At 66.1% G+C, this 15,470-nt stretch carries 19 protein-coding genes and 1 tRNA gene; 13 read left to right on the top strand and 7 right to left on the bottom strand.

All coding sequences use genetic code 11. From position 1 onward, the window contains the following. The first annotated feature begins 18 nt into the window (after positions 1–18). Positions 19–186 (top strand): hypothetical protein, encoded by a 168-nt coding sequence (locus ON21_RS39130; protein WP_157171157.1) that lies wholly within the window; start codon positions 19–21, stop codon positions 184–186. Here ON21_RS39130 and ON21_RS33685 read toward each other — a convergent pair. Further along, positions 171–617 (bottom strand): nitroreductase/quinone reductase family protein, encoded by a 447-nt coding sequence (locus ON21_RS33685; protein ID WP_039804874.1) that lies wholly within the window; start codon positions 615–617, stop codon positions 171–173. The two genes, ON21_RS39130 and ON21_RS33685, sit on opposite strands and share 16 nt — an antisense overlap. 113 nt (positions 618–730) lie before the next feature. On the opposite strand from ON21_RS33685, the gene ON21_RS33680 reads away from it, so the two are divergent. Both ON21_RS33680 and ON21_RS37735 read left to right on the top strand, forming a co-directional pair. Next, positions 731–804 (top strand) — tRNA-Ile (locus ON21_RS33680). A gap of 454 nt (positions 805–1,258) precedes the next feature. Further along, entirely contained in the window at positions 1,259–1,795 is a 537-nt protein-coding gene (locus ON21_RS37735) for an HD domain-containing protein (RefSeq protein WP_083881067.1), read from the top strand. Here the strand turns inward: ON21_RS37735 and ON21_RS33670 are convergent. Further along, positions 1,788–2,258, bottom strand: coding sequence for an NUDIX hydrolase (locus tag ON21_RS33670; RefSeq protein WP_039804871.1), 471 nt, complete (start codon positions 2,256–2,258; stop codon positions 1,788–1,790). The genes ON21_RS37735 and ON21_RS33670 overlap by 8 nt on opposite strands. Before the next feature lie 5 nt (positions 2,259–2,263). Next, complete coding sequence (locus tag ON21_RS33665; protein ID WP_039804869.1) at positions 2,264–3,004, bottom strand: helix-turn-helix domain-containing protein; 741 nt, start codon at positions 3,002–3,004, stop codon at positions 2,264–2,266. A gap of 307 nt (positions 3,005–3,311) precedes the next feature. Here ON21_RS33665 and ON21_RS33660 point away from each other — a divergent pair, with 307 nt between their 5' ends. Genes ON21_RS33660 through ON21_RS33655 form a run of 3 tightly spaced genes read left to right on the top strand, consistent with a single transcriptional unit; the run spans position 3,312 to position 4,604 of the window. Next, positions 3,312–3,701 (top strand): DNA-directed RNA polymerase subunit beta, encoded by a 390-nt coding sequence (locus ON21_RS33660; RefSeq protein ID WP_245562844.1) that lies wholly within the window; start codon positions 3,312–3,314, stop codon positions 3,699–3,701. Next, on the top strand, positions 3,694–3,963 hold the full coding sequence (locus tag ON21_RS39125) for a hypothetical protein (protein WP_157171156.1): 270 nt from the start codon (positions 3,694–3,696) through the stop codon (positions 3,961–3,963). The genes ON21_RS33660 and ON21_RS39125 overlap by 8 nt, the downstream gene beginning before the upstream one ends. Further along, entirely contained in the window at positions 3,939–4,604 is a 666-nt protein-coding gene (locus ON21_RS33655; protein WP_169332763.1) for a hypothetical protein, read from the top strand. The genes ON21_RS39125 and ON21_RS33655 overlap by 25 nt, the downstream gene beginning before the upstream one ends. Positions 4,605–5,025: 421 nt before the next feature. Here the strand turns inward: ON21_RS33655 and ON21_RS33650 are convergent, their stop codons facing one another. Next, positions 5,026–5,340, bottom strand: coding sequence for a hypothetical protein (locus tag ON21_RS33650; RefSeq protein WP_039804863.1), 315 nt, complete (start codon positions 5,338–5,340; stop codon positions 5,026–5,028). 144 nt (positions 5,341–5,484) lie between these two features. After that, complete coding sequence (locus ON21_RS33645) at positions 5,485–5,727, bottom strand: hypothetical protein (protein WP_039804862.1); 243 nt, start codon at positions 5,725–5,727, stop codon at positions 5,485–5,487. Positions 5,728–6,154: 427 nt separating this feature from the next. Between ON21_RS33645 and ON21_RS33640 the strand changes: the two genes are divergently transcribed. Both ON21_RS33640 and ON21_RS33635 read left to right on the top strand, forming a co-directional pair. Then, complete coding sequence (locus ON21_RS33640; RefSeq protein WP_157171155.1) at positions 6,155–6,400, top strand: hypothetical protein; 246 nt, start codon at positions 6,155–6,157, stop codon at positions 6,398–6,400. 231 nt (positions 6,401–6,631) lie between these two features. After that, positions 6,632–7,294, top strand: a complete 663-nt coding sequence (locus ON21_RS33635) for a chymotrypsin family serine protease (RefSeq protein WP_039804858.1) — start codon at positions 6,632–6,634, stop codon at positions 7,292–7,294. Between the two features lie 27 nt (positions 7,295–7,321). Here the strand turns inward: ON21_RS33635 and ON21_RS33630 are convergent, their stop codons facing one another. After that, the gene (locus tag ON21_RS33630) at positions 7,322–7,558 is read right to left on the bottom strand and encodes a DUF6374 family protein (protein ID WP_039804856.1); all 237 of its coding nucleotides are present in this window, start codon (positions 7,556–7,558) and stop codon (positions 7,322–7,324) included. Positions 7,559–7,675: 117 nt separating this feature from the next. On the opposite strand from ON21_RS33630, the gene ON21_RS33625 reads away from it, so the two are divergent. The 3 genes from ON21_RS33625 to ON21_RS33615 all read left to right on the top strand — a co-directional run bounded on the left by ON21_RS33625 (position 7,676) and on the right by ON21_RS33615 (position 10,144). Beyond that, positions 7,676–8,620 carry a daunorubicin resistance protein DrrA family ABC transporter ATP-binding protein gene (locus ON21_RS33625; protein ID WP_039804854.1) on the top strand — a complete coding sequence of 315 codons (945 nt, stop codon included), beginning with the start codon at positions 7,676–7,678 and terminating at the stop codon, positions 8,618–8,620. Next, the gene (locus ON21_RS33620) at positions 8,617–9,378 is read left to right on the top strand and encodes an ABC transporter permease (protein WP_039804853.1); all 762 of its coding nucleotides are present in this window, start codon (positions 8,617–8,619) and stop codon (positions 9,376–9,378) included. Before ON21_RS33625 ends, ON21_RS33620 begins: the two co-directional genes overlap by 4 nt. A 124-nt stretch (positions 9,379–9,502) precedes the next feature. Then, positions 9,503–10,144, top strand: a complete 642-nt coding sequence (locus ON21_RS33615) for a DUF4097 family beta strand repeat-containing protein (RefSeq protein ID WP_039804851.1) — start codon at positions 9,503–9,505, stop codon at positions 10,142–10,144. Between the two features lie 88 nt (positions 10,145–10,232). On the opposite strand, the gene ON21_RS33610 is transcribed toward ON21_RS33615, so the two are convergent. After that, the gene (locus tag ON21_RS33610) at positions 10,233–13,400 is read right to left on the bottom strand and encodes an AfsR/SARP family transcriptional regulator (RefSeq protein WP_039804849.1); all 3,168 of its coding nucleotides are present in this window, start codon (positions 13,398–13,400) and stop codon (positions 10,233–10,235) included. A gap of 419 nt (positions 13,401–13,819) precedes the next feature. On the opposite strand from ON21_RS33610, the gene ON21_RS33605 reads away from it, so the two are divergent. Both ON21_RS33605 and ON21_RS33600 read left to right on the top strand, forming a co-directional pair. Next, positions 13,820–14,026, top strand: coding sequence for a ferredoxin (locus tag ON21_RS33605; RefSeq protein WP_306307731.1), 207 nt, complete (start codon positions 13,820–13,822; stop codon positions 14,024–14,026). Further along, positions 14,023–15,249, top strand: a complete 1,227-nt coding sequence (locus ON21_RS33600) for a cytochrome P450 (RefSeq protein ID WP_039804846.1) — start codon at positions 14,023–14,025, stop codon at positions 15,247–15,249. Before ON21_RS33605 ends, ON21_RS33600 begins: the two co-directional genes overlap by 4 nt. Positions 15,250–15,470 lie beyond the last annotated feature (221 nt).

Here is a 15,470-nt window from a genome sequence, read left to right as displayed (position 1 = left end):
CGGCGCTAGGGTGCCGGGGTGGGAACTCTGCTCATCGTCGCCATCGTCATCGTGGTCCTCGTCTTCGTGGTCGCTGTCGTGCAGTTCGCCAGCCGGCCGCCGAAGGAAGCCGAGCCATGGAACGACCGCGACGAGGACTATGAGGACTACGAGGACGACTGGGACGACGACTATCGCGAACGCTGACCCTGCGCCGGGGTCAGCACCACGACCGCGATGGGCCGCTTGGTCAGCTTCTGATAGGCGCTGTAGCGACCCTTGTTCACCTTGTCGACGAGAGCCCACCGCCGGGCGTACTCGGGATCATCCGGCAGCGTCGCCCGTGCCCGCACCGCCAGTTTCCGCCGCCCCACTTGAATCTCGCACTCCGGTCGAGCCTTCAGATTCGCCAGCCACCCCGGCGGCCGCGGCGACCCGCCGTTGGACGCCGTCACCAGATAATCCCCACCGTCGCGCGCGTACGTCAGCGCCGAGGTCCGCTCCTCGCCGGACTTGCGCCCCACCGTCCGCAACAGCAGCGTCGGATTCCCCAGCAGCAGCCGATGCCCCACCAGCCCACCGCTGTTCTCGTACACCCACTGATGCGCCTTCAGAACCTTCGTGAACAGATCGGTCATATCTGACCCTCCAGTAAGTTTCCGCCCCACCCACCCTAGGTCATCACCAGCCGACTGGTCCGGAACCGGCCCGACGCGGTAGCATCCCCAACGCTCGCGGTTCCCCGCGGCACGGGGCGGTAGCTCAGTCGGTTAGAGCCGTGGACTCATAATCCATTGGTCGCGGGTTCGAGCCCCGCCCGCCCCACAAAGTGCCTCTGAGCTGCGGAAACTCCGAGATCGAACAGCCGAGTTGATCCATAACGGTGCTCCGACAGCAATAAATTCTGCCGCGCAGATCCGGGCATGGGGGTGGATCTGGATGACATCCGAGAGCTTGCGGAGGACTTCGCGACCGGATCGCGCCGCAAGAACCGGAGCAAGCAGACCATCGACGGCTACCTCACCCCCGGATCCAGTACTTCGCCGACTACCTTCAGTAGCGCGAGCTGCCGACCACGGCGCCCGACATCGCTCGCGCCCACATCGGCGGATACATCGAGGACCTGCTCGCGCGGTCCGATCAGCGCACTGGTGAGCCGCTGTCGTCCGAGTACGCACGTGGCCAGTACCGATCGCTGCAACAGTTCTTCAAGTACCTCACGGCCGAAGAGATCATCGACGCGAAGGGGGTCTGCTCGCCGACCAACTACGGTGGCGACATGGGTGGAGAGCTTCTGGCGTGGGCGGAGCGGACCGCGCACGACGTGCTGAGCGAACTTCCGACACGGCTCGCGCATGTAGCGGGCGTCGTGCGTCACGCCGAGCTCGTCGCCGACCTCGTCGATGACGGCGACCTGCTCGTTGCCGCGGCTTGGCTGCACGATGTCGGCTACTCACCGCAGTTGGTGCGGACTGGGTTCCACCCCGTCGATGGTGCGGAGTTTCTTCAGCGTCGAGGGGCGTCGCCCCGGCTTTGCGCGCTCGTCGCGAATCACTCGTGCGCCAGAGTCGAGGCGCGGAACCGTCAGGTTCCCCTGTCGTGGCCGGACGAGCGTGGTCCGCTTCGCGATGCGCTTTGGTGGGCTGACATGTCCACAACGCCAACGGGCGCTGGTACCGATGTCCGCGCGCGCCTTGCGGAGGTGACGCAGCGGTACGGCGAAGATCACGTTGTCTCGCGGTCGTTGACGGAAGCGGCGCCCGAACTGTTGGAAGCTGTTGACCGGATCGAGGCGGCCCGTCGCGGATCTAAGTGAAGTAGGGCGTACTCGTTTTCTCGAGGCCGCGCTCGATCCGTAGCGTGATCGAGGGGTGGACGTCCAGCTTGGCGAGGTCTGTTGGCGCGACCCAGATGACTTCCTTGGATTCCGAGCTTGCCCGGGGCTGCCCGCCGATCGGGTCGGCGCGGAAGCAGATCGAGAATTCCTGCCTGACTTCACCATCGTCGTAGGCGATGACGTGATCCGGGTTGGAGAAAATTCCGATCAGGTCGGTCACATGGACGTCGATGCCGGTCTCTTCGTGCACCTCGCGCACGACTGCCTCGGTGACCGTCTCTCCTGCCTCGAGGCCGCCACCGGGAATCGAATACAGGTCGTTGTCGGTTCGGTGGATCATCAGTATGCGGCCGTCGGCATCCTCGACGAATGCGCTCACAGCGACCTTGATGCTGTTCGGCGCTGGTGCATTCGGATCGTGGAAGTAGTCGGTACGACTCATTGCAGTCACCTTTCGGGAGTCGCGGTCGACCAGACGTGCTCAAAACTCGTCATGTACGTCTCGAAGAGGTTGCCCGCAGGGAGTTGGCGCAGATGCATGGCGGGAGCGTGCGCGCCGGGCACGCCGTACGCGTGCATGTTGACGATCATCTCGTCATCGAATCGGAACACGGAGTTGTACAACGTCGTGTCGTGGTAGCGCAGGTCGACTCCTTCGATGTCAGCGAGCGGCTCGATCAGCGCGAGCGCATTGCTGATTCGAGAGGGGACAGTACCAGCGGCAAGGCGCTCCTCGGCGCCGCGCTTGTCAGCTTCGGGAGCTGACGGCCGGCCGAACAGGAGCCGCACCTTCAGGCCGTCGCGCGTCTTCTTGCGAACGACACGAGTGAATTCGGGTTCCTCGGCGAGGAAGAGTCCCGCCAGCACGAGGACGTCGAGCCGTTCGCCGGTGCTGGACAGTAGTCGCCGCCATAAGTCGCTGGGGATCGCGCTGCGATGCGGATAGACCTTCAGAACCTCTGACTCGGCGACCTCGATCTTTCGCTCCGGCGAGAGCGCATCGGGCCATAGGTAATTCTCGATCTCCCCGACGAGTGAGGCCAGTGCGTGCCTGTGCTTCGGGTATGGCGTGCGACCTTTGGTGATCCACCGTTCGACAGTTTTCGGTTCGACGCCTACTTTCTCGGCGGCATCCGCGATATCGAGTCCGGCCTGCTGCATCGCATTGCGCAGTCGCTCGTTCGCCATGCTGCTCCAATCGGGGGGACGTCTAGGGACGTCTTGGGCGGTACCGAAGACGTCTGCACATGTCCATCTATGTGGTGCTTGTGGTAGCTGGTTTATCGAAAACTATGGGAGTGCAGGCAATTCCGACGGGACGCCTTCCCGGTGTTTTACGAGACTACTACTCGGTGATGGCACGTCAGGGCATAACTCATTCATCGGGACAGGAGGGGGTTCGATGAACCATGTAGCTTTCGGGGATACGCCCTTGTCCCGATGCCACTATTACCGGAACGTGTGCGATATACCCGCGCGAGTTGACCCACCCCACGTGGGCCGGATCGTTGCTAGTTGCGGCTCGGTGTGGGCCATGACCATGCCTGCCGTGCTGGGGCAGAGCGTGAAAACCTGGATGCAGCAACGCGGGTACAAGCTGGGTCCGATTCTGTCGCATCCACGGTCGAAACGGTGGACGTTTCTGATTCGCCCTGATCTGCCGGATGAGATTCCGCTGTTCGCTGAGATGTTCCGGTTGGACGTGTCGATTGTGCGCACCGGAGGAACGATCGGACTGCCCAGTCCCGCCGATCGGGGGACAACGTTTCGCGCGTGGATCGTGCGCCCCGGCAGTCATGTTCGCCCATCGGGTCAGGTGATCGTCGAAGCCATTCGCGCGGAGAAGGAAGCGCGCCGGCGCGGTTGGGCGAGCACGTATGCCTGAAAGTGAACCTCCCGAACGACCCGCGCTGGAGCTGATACCGGGCGCCAAGTCCGGCGGATTCGACGTCGAGGCGGCGTTGGCGAAGCTGCATGACAGGTTGTCGTCGCACAGCAACCCATCGCTGCCGTTGCTGAGCCGGGAAGCTGCCGACAAGGCGTTGGATACGCACGGGGGATGTGACCCGTTGACGTGTTCGACGCGGGTATCGGCGGCCATCGTGAGCCGCGAGGACTACCGATGGTTTCGGGAGCGGGGCATGTGATGACTTCCCCGATGCCAGCGGAACCAGATGTGCACTTGGTCGTGCGGATGCGCGGCTACCACCTGCACTACGCGGCGTGCATGATGGGCTGGTTGTGGCCTGCGTCCTCTCGCATTGATCTTCATTTCATGGCGTGCATCCATCCTGATTGCGCGCCTTTTTCTGTATCGAGAAAAGGGTGTAACACCATGAAGATTCAGAATCTGATGTCTCTTGGACGCGGCGCCACGGTCGCAGCGACGATGGCAACTGTTGCCGCCGCTCTGGTGGCTCAAGCGCCCGTGGCGCAGGCGGCCGGTACGGCAAAGGCGCTCTCGTGCGAAGGCCACTTCAACCACCATCCCATGCTGATCAAGGGTGGTGTCGGCGTCTCGGGGTTCGTGTCCTGCGAGGAGAAGCCCACGCGCTTCCATGTGTTTCTTGCGCTGGAATACAGGGCTCGTGGCGCCAGCAAGTGGATGAATCGAGCTGCGGATAACAATAGTGATATCCCGAACGTTTGGTACAACATCCTGGCCTACAACACCCAATGTGAGGACGGGGCGTGGAGGGCCACGCTTAGAATCGACGTGGAGTCCGGCGGCAAGCAGGCCAGCGACGATGTGGAAACGCCGCCGACCATCATCAACTGCAACCAATGAGGACCGTGATGGATGTTCCGCACATGTCGACGGATCGCACCATTTGGTCTGGTCGCCGGTTCCGGCTACGCCAGCAACTAGCCCTGCTACTGCCTGCTCCCGCTGGCTCGGGAAAGGCGTACTCGCTCGGGCGTGAGTACGGCGGGTGGACTGGTCGGCCAGTGCGGGGCTTGCGACGGCTGCGCTGGGTGACTCCGCCCGCGTACTACACGCGCAAGGTGCCAGCCGATGATGTGGAGGCCGCGACGGATTGGTTGTTGGGCTGTCGAGCACTGTGACCCAGCAACAGCAGAAAACCCCCTCAGATTCGGTGCTGAGGGGGTTTTTCGTCGCCGACCACGTCTGCTGTTGGCCCGCCGCATCAGCGGATGGGCAAGTCTTTGTCGCCTAGCGCGCCGTCTTCCGCTTTCGTCCGTTGCGGTCAGGCGCCGCAGACGCGATTGAGTTCGTCGGTGTAGGGGTCGAGGTTGGCGACGTTCTCGTCCACCAGTGCGTTGGCGTAGGCGGCGATGACATCCTTCTCCGCGCCCTGGGCGAAATTGGCCAGGCCGTTCAGGCGGTCGGACAGCGCTGTAGCCGTCGCGTCGTCCAGCGTGCCGCCGCTGGTGTCGATCGCGATGTTGATCAGCTCGATGGCCTTGGCGCAGAAGGGCGACTGGGCTTGCGCGGGGGCGGCGGGCAGGAAGAGCAGAGCGGCGGCGGCCGTAGCGAGCGCAGCGGCGAAGGGCTTGATCATGGTTTCCTCTCAGAACGTTGGGCTGATGGTAGCCGGGCGGGAGAGCCCCTATTTCTACTGGCTCGGTAGGTATCGAGACGGCGGTGAACACGTCGCTTCGACGGAGTGGGTGTGTCCGAGTCGGGTTGCGGGACAGAGGCGCCGTTACTGCTCGCCGGGTTCCGCATCGCCGAGGCCGGCGCGGCCCATGGATGCCCATGTCTTACGCGCCGCACCGCCGCAGGCGGCGACGGGCGTGAGGGGTATATCGAACGCCATCGCCACCATCGCGGTGATCAATGTGGTGCGGCCGCCACCGATGAGTACGACCCCGTCGGCTTCACGCAGCGAACGATAATAGGAGGCTTCCCAGTCGTCTTCCGCTTCAAAGGCGAATCTCGAAGGCACCGGATTCTTGTGGTGGATGCGGAAAACTGGGCCGGAAATCGTTGTGCTGGAATCACTACGGAGATTCCGGCGGAAGCGGAAGTCGCTCTGTGCGAATCGCGCAGCGGCGACCAGACACGGTTGGACCGTGCATGTGATCCGGCGGGGTACACGGAAATGCCTCGTTTCAATGCTGCGGGAATCTGAGCGCGGTCGGCTCGGCGCTGCTGACCGGCAGGCCCGTCTTCCGAAGGTGCGGGATGTGGACCATTAGCACGGGAGTGGTACGCGAACCCGTGCTCACCTCCGGTTTCAACCCGGGGGTGAGCGTTTCCGTCCCCTAGGACGATGATCTTCCGCGCTTCCTGAGAGAAGAGTAAGAGGAGTCATACGCGGGACGCCTTCAATGGGCGAAGGCATCCCAACAGCCCAGTTTGAAGGAAGCACCATGACCAAGAACAAGATTATCGCTACCGCAGCCGCGGCAGCCTGTGTGCCAATGATCGCTTTCGGTTCGGGCGCAGCTGTCGCTTCCCCGGATCAGGCACCCGTGCCCGCCCCTCCGGCGGCCGTCGACATCACTCAGCATGGGCAGTTGCAGACCAATGACGCCGTTTTGTTCTGGGCTCCGTTCTTCTGGCCGGTCTGCTTCTTCCCGCCGTTGATCTTCGTCTTCCCGCTCTGCATCGCATGATCTGCCCTACTGCATCGCTGACGAAAGGACGAACGCCGCGCGTCACGCACACGCACCAGATCGTGGCGTGACCGTCGGCGTTTCGTCATCAATGACGGACACCCGACAAGGCTCGATCCCGCACTATTGGTGACGACGCCTGGCTGGTCGACGAGCCTGCAAAGTACACAGCAGTACCTGTTCGCGCGGCATTGGGGGGACGATCTTCCCCTTCGACCGATTGGATGCGGCATGTTCGAGAAACTCGCGGGAACAGCTGCTGCGCTCGCGGCATGCGCAACGCTGATGGGGGCGCATGCCGGTGTGGTGCGCGCCGCCGCCCCGGTCGTGCTGGGTGGCGGCTCCGGCATCGTCGTCAACGGCGAGGGCATCTGTACGCTCACCACGATCGGGCACGATGCCGCAGGTCAGCTGGTCGGGTTCACCGCGGCTCATTGCGGTGGTGTGGGTACCAGCGTCGCGGCGGCGGCCGATCGCGACGCCGGCGCCGTCGGCACCATCGCCCAGACCAACAGCGACATGGATTACGCCGTCATCGTGTTCGAACCGGACAGAGTCGTCCCGGTCAGCCGCGTCGGCAACACGACGATCACCCAGGTGGGCGGTCCGGCGAAATTCCCCGATATCGCGTGTAAGGAAGGCTATAGCACCGGCCAGACGTGCGGATTGACCTACGGGAACGTGCTGACTGCCGGCGCGTGGACGTGGACGCAGATATGCGTCGTTCCCGGTGACTCCGGCGGACCGGTCGTGGTCGGAACAACCCTCGTCAGCATGGTGAACGCCTACGTGACCGTGCCGTGCCTCGGACCTCAGCTCGGGACCGAGATGACCGCCGTCATCGCTGACGTCGACGCTCGCGGAGGTCCCGGAGCGGGCTTCCGCCCGATCTAACCGGACGCCGTACCGGCGCGCTGACCCTCAGCGGGTACGGCCGCGGTAGTCGAGGCAGGCGCGGCCGTCGGCGGGAGGGCCGGCCGGTGCGGTGGCGGCTGTGATGGCCTCGGTGTAAGCGCGCAAACCTTCGGCCAGCTTGCCTGCCATGTTCTCCAGTTGTTCGGGTCCAAGGTGCTTGCCGAACGCGGCCGCATCCAGCAGTTGCCTGCGCACCTCGTTGATCTGCGTGCGAGCGAAGGGGAGGGGCTCCTGGTCCGGCATGCTCCGGCACCTTACCTCGAGTCGAACATATTTTCGATACGGGCAGCCATCGGCGTGTCAGTGGACGTGTCAGGCCGGTGTCAGGTCGGTATCAGCCGGGCTGACGACAGTACCCGTGTGAACAATTCAGCGATCGCGGCTTCCGGGCTGCGAAAGACATACGGGGACAAGACGATCCTCGACGGCATCGATTTGGATATCGGCGCAGGCACGATCTTCTCCCTGCTCGGCCCGAACGGGGCGGGCAAGACGACGACGGTGAACGTGCTGACCACGTTGGCGAAGGCCGATGGCGGCACGGCGCGCGTCGCCGGGCACGATATCGCGACCGAACCCGACGCGGTGCGCGCGGCGATCGGCGTCACCGGCCAGTTCGCGGCGGTGGACGATCTGCTGACGGGGGAGGAGAACCTGCGGCTGATGGCGGATCTGCACCATCTGCGGGCCGACGAGAGCAAGCGGGTGATCGCCGAATTGCTGGAACGGTTCGAACTGGCGGAGTCGGCGCGAAAGCAGGCGTCGACCTATTCCGGGGGTATGCGCCGGAAACTGGACCTGGCGATGACGCTGGTCACCAAGCCGGAGATCGTCTTCTTGGACGAGCCGACGACCGGACTCGATCCGCGCAGCCGTCGCACCATGTGGGAGATCGTCCGGGAATTGACGGCCGACGGTGTGACGATCTTCCTCACCACCCAGTACCTCGAGGAAGCCGACCAGCTGGCCGACCGGATCGCGGTGCTCGACCAGGGCCGCATAGTCGGCGAAGGCACACCCGACGACCTCAAGCGCCGGGTACCCGGCAGCCACATCCGGCTCCGGTTCACCGATGTCACGGAGCTCGACGCGGCGGCCCGGATCCTGCCCGTCGCCACTCGCGACGACGAGGCTCTGACCTTGCGGGTCCCGGGCGACGGCGGCACGAAAGCACTGCGCGAGTTGCTGAATCGGCTGGCCGAGCACTCGGTCGACGCCGAAGAGGTCTCCGTCCACACGCCCGATCTCGATGATGTCTTCTTCGCCCTGACCGGTCACGCCACCACGGAGGCTGTCGCACCATGAGCACCATTTCCGCACCGCTGGCCGATTCGTCGATCATGCTGCGTCGCAACTTCAAGCACATCGCCCGGACCCCGGTCACGATATTCAACGCGGCTCTGATGCCGGTCGTGATGATGCTGATCTTCGTGTACGTGTTCGGCAACGCGTTCGACGTCGGCGAACACTACATCGATTACGCGACACCGGGCATGATCCTGCTGGCCATCAGCTACGGGTTGTCGGGCACCGCGGTATCGGTGAGCTCCGACATGGCGAAGGGCGTCATCAACCGGTTCAAGGTCATGAGCGTCTCCCGTGGCGCCGTGCTGACCGGCCACGTCGCGGCCACCGTACTGACCAATGTGGTGGCCATCGCTGCGGTCCTCGGCGTGGCCTTCGCGCTGGGATTCCGGTCGCCCGCGACCGCGCTGGACTGGCTCGGCGCGATCGGCGTCATGGTGGCGACATCGTTCGCGGCCGCCTGGCTCACGGTCGCCCTCGGCATGGCCGCGAAGACTCCGGAATCCGCGGGCATGACCGTGGTGCCGCTGATCATGCTGCCGTTCGTGAGCAGCGCGATCGTGCCCGCCGACCAGATGGGACAGGGGATCCGGCAGTTCGCGCAGTACCAGCCCTTCACGCCGATCATCGAAGCGTTGCGCGGGTTTCTCTTCGGCCATCCCTCCGGCGGGTACACAGCCGCCGCCCTGGCCTGGTGCGCCGGGTTCGCTCTGGTCGGATACCTGTGGTCACGCGCCACATTCGACAAGCGAGTCTAGTCGCGACCGGCCGGCGCCATACCGCGCTCATCGAGGCCGGTTCGCGAGCGCGGACCCGTCATCGGCTGCGGCAGCTGACCCCGCAGCCCTCTCGCACCCACCGATTCACATCGAGGAGACAGTCATGCCCACGTTCGAAACCCCGGAACCGATCGCCGTCACCATCGACGTGCTCTCCGGTCACGTCACGGTGATCGCCTCGGACCGTATCGACACCGTCGTCGAGGTCCGCCCGGCCGATGCGACCAGAAAAGGCGACGTGCGCGCCGCCGAGCAAACCCGGATCGATTTCAGCGCAGGCACTTTGACCGTCAGAACGCCGAAAGACTGGCGGACCTACACCCCGTTCGGCGGCAACCCGTCGATCGAGCTGACCATCGAGGTACCCACCGGCTCCCGGCTGAAGGGCACCGCCGCCGTGGGCCGATTGCTGGGTGCGGGCGAACTCGGCGAGTGCGACCTGGAGGTATCCGCGGGCGACATCACCGTCGAGCGCCCACATGGTTCGGTGACCGCGAAAACCGCCAAGGGTGACATCCGCATCGGCGAAGCATCGCGCGGCGTGCTCCGGCTGGAAACGTCCATGGGCGAGTTGCAGGTCGGAATCAGCCCGAGCAGCGCGGTGCAGTTGGAAACCAACGCCCAGCACGGGACGGTACGCAACCAGATGCGGCCGGTCGACCGGTCGGACAATGAGGAAATCGTGCGGGTGTACGCGCGTAACTCGTACGGCAACATCGTCATCCGGCACGCCACCGCCGCCTAGTGCACCCGGCTGCGCCATCCCGTCCCCGCCTACATCGCTCAACGGGCGCACGACACCATCTCGGTGTCGTGCGCCTTTTTCCGCGTTTTCAGCGAGCGAGCGCAGCGGCGACCAGTTCACGCCAGTTCGCTTGCGTACCTTCCTTCGTCGCCTCGGTGAACCGCACTTCGCCGAGGCGATCTCGTGCGGTCTGCTCGATCCTGGCCACATCCGGTTGGGAACGGTCGGACCGGCCGCGCACTCCTGCGCTCGCCGCGAGCAGCCGCACCGCCTGCTCATCGTGGTCGGCACGCAACGCCAAATCCGCTATCCCGACGAGTATCTGGGCGATCAGCGGCGCGTACCCCGCATCGGTCACCGCTTGGAAGGCCGCGGCGTGTCGCTCGCGGGCCTCGTCGAGACCGTCTGCGAGGTAGCCGAGCAGGTTGTGTATCAGCGCCCTGACGTAGGGCTGCTCCGCATCGCTGCCCAACATGGTCTTCGCGACGTCGATCTGCCGGTATGCCTGCTCGGTGTCGCCGCTCCAGCGAGCCAGCTCCGCCTTCTCCAGTGCGAGTACGGCCAGCGCGTTCGGCCAGGCGGACCGATCCGCGTGCCGCTGCGCCTCGGCCATGGCAGCCGCGCTCGCCTCCGCGTCACCCAGCAGCCAGTACAGCTGAGCCTGCCGCGCCCGCATCAGGAAGATGTCCTCGATCGCGCCGATCTCGGTGACCACCGCGATCGCCTGATCGAGGTGCTCGCACGCGGCGGTGAAGTCGCCGCGCATGGCGATCCGATTCGCCAGCTCGGTCAGCGCGAACGAAATTCCCCAGCGCTCACCGATGGTCCGGAACTCGGCGAGCGCCGTCTCCAGGTACTCGTCCGCCTCCGGACCTTCCTGGCCGAGCGCGATCCGCGCCTTGCCCAGCTGGAGCCGGGCCAGCGCCCGCACCCAGGGGTCGTCGTCGGTGAGCAGCGGTTCGAAGGCGGGCAGCAACGCGTCCGGTCCCTCCAGCATGCGTTCCAGCGCGCCGACGAACGCCAGCAGCGGGTATCGGCCCTTGCTGCGTCGGCTGAACAGGGATGCCTTGCGGATCCATTCCTCGACTTGGTGCTCGTCGCTCGGCCCCGAACTCAGGAAATGCACGACCAGCCCGTACACCCTGGCCCGGATCTCGTCGTCCACCTCGCCGGACATATCGGCGGCCGCGACGATCAACTCCATGCCCTCGGCCTTGTGCCCGCTGAGCCACCAGTACCAGCCCGCGGCCGCCGCGAGTCGCATCGCCCCGGTCGCGTCCGCGGCCGCGAGCGCGCCACGCATCGCGACAGCGATGTTGTCGTGTTCGAGCTCGAGCGTGGCGAGCCACGTCAATTGCTCGGCACGGCGCAGGTACGGCTCCGCGGTGTCGGCGAGTTCGGTGAAGTACGCCAGATGCGCTCGGCGGGCCGAATCCGATTCCCCCGATTCCTCGAGCCGGTCCCGGGCGTACTGCTTGATCGTGTCGAGCATCCGGAAGCGCGGCCCGTCGTCCTCCACGGTGCGCAGCAGGGATTTTTCGGTCAACGCGGTCAGCAGCTCGAGCACCTCCCACCGCTCGACCGTCACGTTCTTCTGGCCTTCGGGTCCGCTGACTGTCCCCGCGCAGACCTGCTCGGCCGCCTCCAGGCTCGCACCGCCGGAGAACACCGCGAGCCTGCGCAGTACCAGCCGTTCCGCGTCGGTGAGCAGCTCCCAGCTCCAGTCGACCACCGCGCGCAACGTCCGGTGCTGCGGGATCGCGGTACGGCTGCCGCCGGTCAGCAGACGGAACCGATCGTCGAGGCGGCGGGCGAGCTGGTCGAGGGACATGGTGCGCAGCCTGGCCGCGGCCAGTTCGATCGCCAGCGGAATGCCGTCGAGCGCCCGGCAGACGCGCGCCATGGTGGACAGGGCGCCCGCATCGACCGCGAGATCTTGGCGCACGGCACCGGCCCGGTCCCGCAGCAGCTGAACGGCCGGGGAGGACTCGATCTCGCCGGCATCCGCACCCTCCGCGGGCAACGCCAACGGCTCGACCTGCCACAGCGCCTCGCCCGTGATGCCGAGCGGTTCCCTGCTCGTGGCCAGGATCCGCAGCCGCAGGCACTCCCCGAGCAATCGGTGGGCGAACGCCGCGGCGGACTCGATCACGTGCTCGCAGTTGTCCAGGATCAACAGCGTTTCGCGCTCCCGGATCGCCGCGACGAGCCGGTCCATCGGTTCCGCGTTCGGTGCGCCGCCGAGCAACGAGTCCCGGAGTCCGAGCGCGGCGAGCGCCGATTGCGCCACGTCGCCATTCGCGCCCACGGACGCCAGTTCCACCAGCCAGGCCCCGTCGGGCAGGTCGTCGAGCATGGTCCGCGCGGTTTCCAGGGCCAGCCTGGTCTTGCCCGAGCCGCCGGGACCGGTCAACGTGGTGAGCCGATGGTGTGCGATGAGTTCGCGCACGGCGGCGATATCGGCGTATTTGCCGACGAATCTGGTCAACTCGGCCCGCAGGTTCGTCTTGCGGTCGTTGTCCTCCGCTCGCACTTCGCCGCGCAGGAGCGCCACGTGCAATGCGGACAGTTCGGGGGAGGGATCGACACCCAGCGTGTCGGCGAGCGCCTCCCGTGCACGCTGGTACACGAGCAGCGCCTCGGCGCCACGACCCGCGGCGCCGAGCGCACGCATGAGCGCGGCGACGAGCCGTTCCCGCACCGGGTGCCGGGCCACCAGCTCGGTCAGCTCGGTGATCAGCTCCGTACCCCGGCCGAGGCGGATCTCCGCTTCATAGCGATCCTCCATGGCGGCCAGGCGCAGCCCCTCGAGCCGGGTCACCACGGCGTCGAAAGCCTCGCTGTCCTGCATACCGACGTCCTGCATCGGCGCACCGCGCCACAGGTCGACGGCTTCGCGCAGCAGCTGGGCCTGTCGCGCGTCGTCACCGCCGCGGGCCTGGTCGAGAAGCTGTTCGAACCGCAGGGCGTCGACGGAGCGGGGTTCCACCGTCAGCCGGTATCCGCCCGCCTGCCCGTCGAGCGACCCGTCCGGCAGCACCCTGCGCAGCCGGGAGACCAGTGCCTGCAAGGCGTTCGCCGCGTCGGCGGGCGGCTGCTCACCCCAGATCCAATCGACCAGAGTCGTTTTCGGGACTACGCGACCAGGTTCGAGCGCGAGGGCGATCAACAGCGCTCGCAACCGAGCGCCCGGTACCTCGATCGATCCACCGTCGTCTAGTCGGATCTCGAGCGGTCCAAGCATCCCGATCTGCACCGGACCATTCTGCCGTGGACTCGCGGTGGTCAGCCGGGCCGCCCGTCCCCGGGGGTGACAACCACTTCGCCGGCGGCGACCGGCACCGATTCGGTCGGACCGCGCATTTGCAACCGCGCATTCACGTCACGACACCGCAGCCGGACGAAAGCGCTACGGCGAGGTGACTTTCGGCGGCTGAGCGGCCGCGACGCGACCAGGTCGAACACCGTGTCGGTGGCGTGTCAGGTCGGTGTCAGGGCGGTGTCAGCCAGGACGGCGACAGTTCTCGTGTGAACAGTTCAGCAACCGCAGCTGCCGGGGCACCGAAGCCATACGGGGACAAGCCCTCGCTCGCCCCCGACTTCCGGACACTACCGCGCATCGGTGCGCTCGCCCGCCCCGCCGGCCGGGAAGAGAGGTAACCGGTGGAGCTCAGCGTGGACCGGGATCGCTGCGTCAGCGCGGGCATGTGCGTACTGACCGCCCCCGAAGTATTCGACCAGGACCCCGAGGACGGCCGGGTGGTGCCGCTGGCCCCCACACCCGCGCCCGAGTGGGAGTCGGCCGTCCGCGAGGCCGCCCAGTTGTGCCCGTCCGGCGCGATCACCATCGTTCGACAATCGCCACGAGAGGAAACCCGATGAGTCAAACGGCCCCCATCCCGCACGGCCTCCCCCTGGAGCGCAACGCGGGGCCCTTCGATCCGCCCCGCGAGATCACCCGGCTGCGGGAGGTTCGTCCGGTCAGCCCCATGATCTTCCCCGACGGTCACGAGGGCTGGCTCGTCACCGGCTACGACGCGGTCCGCCGGCTCATGGCCGACACCCGGTTCAGCTCCCGTCAGGACATCGGCATAGTCCACGTGCCGTACGAGACCCCCGGGATGCCCGTCGCCACCGAACCGTCCCCGCAGGTGCCGGGTTTGTTCATCGCCATGGACCCCCCGGACCACACCCGGCTGCGGCGGAAGCTGACCGGCGCCTTCACCGTCAAACGGATGAAGCAGCTCGAACAGCACATCATCGACATCGCAGAGCGGCAACTGGACCGGATGGCGCGCCTGACCCCGCCGGTCGACCTGGTCGCGGGGTTCGCGCTGCCGGTGCCCTCGCTGGTGATCTGCGAGTTGCTCGGTGTCCCGTACGCGGACCGGGAGACCTTCCAGGTCAACTCGGCCAAGTTCCTGGTCAAGGACCAGTCGCTGGACGAGAAGATGGCCGCCTACGGTGCGATGACCACGTATCTGGCCGAACTGGTCGCGCGCAAGCGCGCCGAACCCGGCGAGGACATCCTGTCCGACCTGGCCCGCCACGACGACCTCACCATCGAGGAGCTCACCGGCATCGCTTTCCTGCTGCTGCTCGCGGGCCACGAGACCACCGCCAACATGCTCGCGCTGGGGACCTTCGCGTTGCTGGAGCACCCCGAGCAGCTCGCCGAACTGCGCGCCGATCCGGATCTGCTCCCCGACGCCGTCGAGGAGCTCATGCGCTACCTGTCCGTTGCCGACATCTTCTATCGCTACGCCACCGACGACATCGAACTCGGCGGCGAAACGATCGGCAAGGGCTCGACCGTCGTCGTGTCCCTGCTCGCCGCCAACCACGACCCCCAGCGCTTCGACAACCCCGACACCCTCGACTTCCACCGCACGGCACGCGGTCACCTGTCCTTCGGCCACGGCGTCCATCAATGCCTCGGCCAGCAACTGGCCCGCATCGAGATGCGCGCCGGTTTCGCCGGACTGCTGCGCCGCTTCCCGACGCTCGACCTCGCCATCCCCGCCGGTGAGGTGAAACTCAGGACCGACATGAATATCTACGGCGTTCACGAATTGCCCGTCACCTGGACGGATACGGCCCGGTAAGACCGTCGGCCGTGCGCCTCGAGGGTCGGTCCGGTGGACATTCCGGTGGGTGGCGATAACCCGGGCATGGTTCCACCGGACACGCCCCGGCTCGCTTCAGCTGTCGGCCGAAGACGAAGAGGCCGCGCGGACGGCGTGGACCTGGCACGAGAGCTGGTGCTGCACTGCGACCCGGAAATGAAACCACCTCGCCCAGTTCCTGCCGGAGTTGCACCACGAAT

The organism is Nocardia araoensis NBRC 100135, assembly GCF_000308435.1.
Taxonomy (GTDB): domain Bacteria; phylum Actinomycetota; class Actinomycetes; order Mycobacteriales; family Mycobacteriaceae; genus Nocardia; species Nocardia araoensis.
Note: the sequence above shows the minus strand (reverse complement) of the source record. Positions and strands in the feature narration are given on the sequence as shown.

Bases quoted from the DNA above. Each gene is read 5' to 3' on its own strand.
- ON21_RS33685 (WP_039804874.1), bottom strand. From the start codon at position 617: ATGACCGATCTGTTCACGAAGGTTCTGAAGGCGCATCAGTGGGTGTAC.
- ON21_RS37735 (WP_083881067.1), top strand. From the start codon at position 1,259: ATGGGTGGAGAGCTTCTGGCGTGGGCGGAGCGGACCGCGCACGACGTG.
- ON21_RS33670 (WP_039804871.1), bottom strand. From the start codon at position 2,258: ATGAGTCGTACCGACTACTTCCACGATCCGAATGCACCAGCGCCGAAC.
- ON21_RS33665 (WP_039804869.1), bottom strand. From the start codon at position 3,004: ATGGCGAACGAGCGACTGCGCAATGCGATGCAGCAGGCCGGACTCGAT.
- ON21_RS39125 (WP_157171156.1), top strand. From the start codon at position 3,694: ATGCCTGAAAGTGAACCTCCCGAACGACCCGCGCTGGAGCTGATACCG.
- ON21_RS33655 (WP_169332763.1), top strand. From the start codon at position 3,939: ATGGTTTCGGGAGCGGGGCATGTGATGACTTCCCCGATGCCAGCGGAA.
- ON21_RS33650 (WP_039804863.1), bottom strand. From the start codon at position 5,340: ATGATCAAGCCCTTCGCCGCTGCGCTCGCTACGGCCGCCGCCGCTCTG.
- ON21_RS33640 (WP_157171155.1), top strand. From the start codon at position 6,155: ATGACCAAGAACAAGATTATCGCTACCGCAGCCGCGGCAGCCTGTGTG.
- ON21_RS33635 (WP_039804858.1), top strand. From the start codon at position 6,632: ATGTTCGAGAAACTCGCGGGAACAGCTGCTGCGCTCGCGGCATGCGCA.
- ON21_RS33630 (WP_039804856.1), bottom strand. From the start codon at position 7,558: ATGCCGGACCAGGAGCCCCTCCCCTTCGCTCGCACGCAGATCAACGAG.
- ON21_RS33620 (WP_039804853.1), top strand. From the start codon at position 8,617: ATGAGCACCATTTCCGCACCGCTGGCCGATTCGTCGATCATGCTGCGT.
- ON21_RS33615 (WP_039804851.1), top strand. From the start codon at position 9,503: ATGCCCACGTTCGAAACCCCGGAACCGATCGCCGTCACCATCGACGTG.
- ON21_RS33600 (WP_039804846.1), top strand. From the start codon at position 14,023: ATGAGTCAAACGGCCCCCATCCCGCACGGCCTCCCCCTGGAGCGCAAC.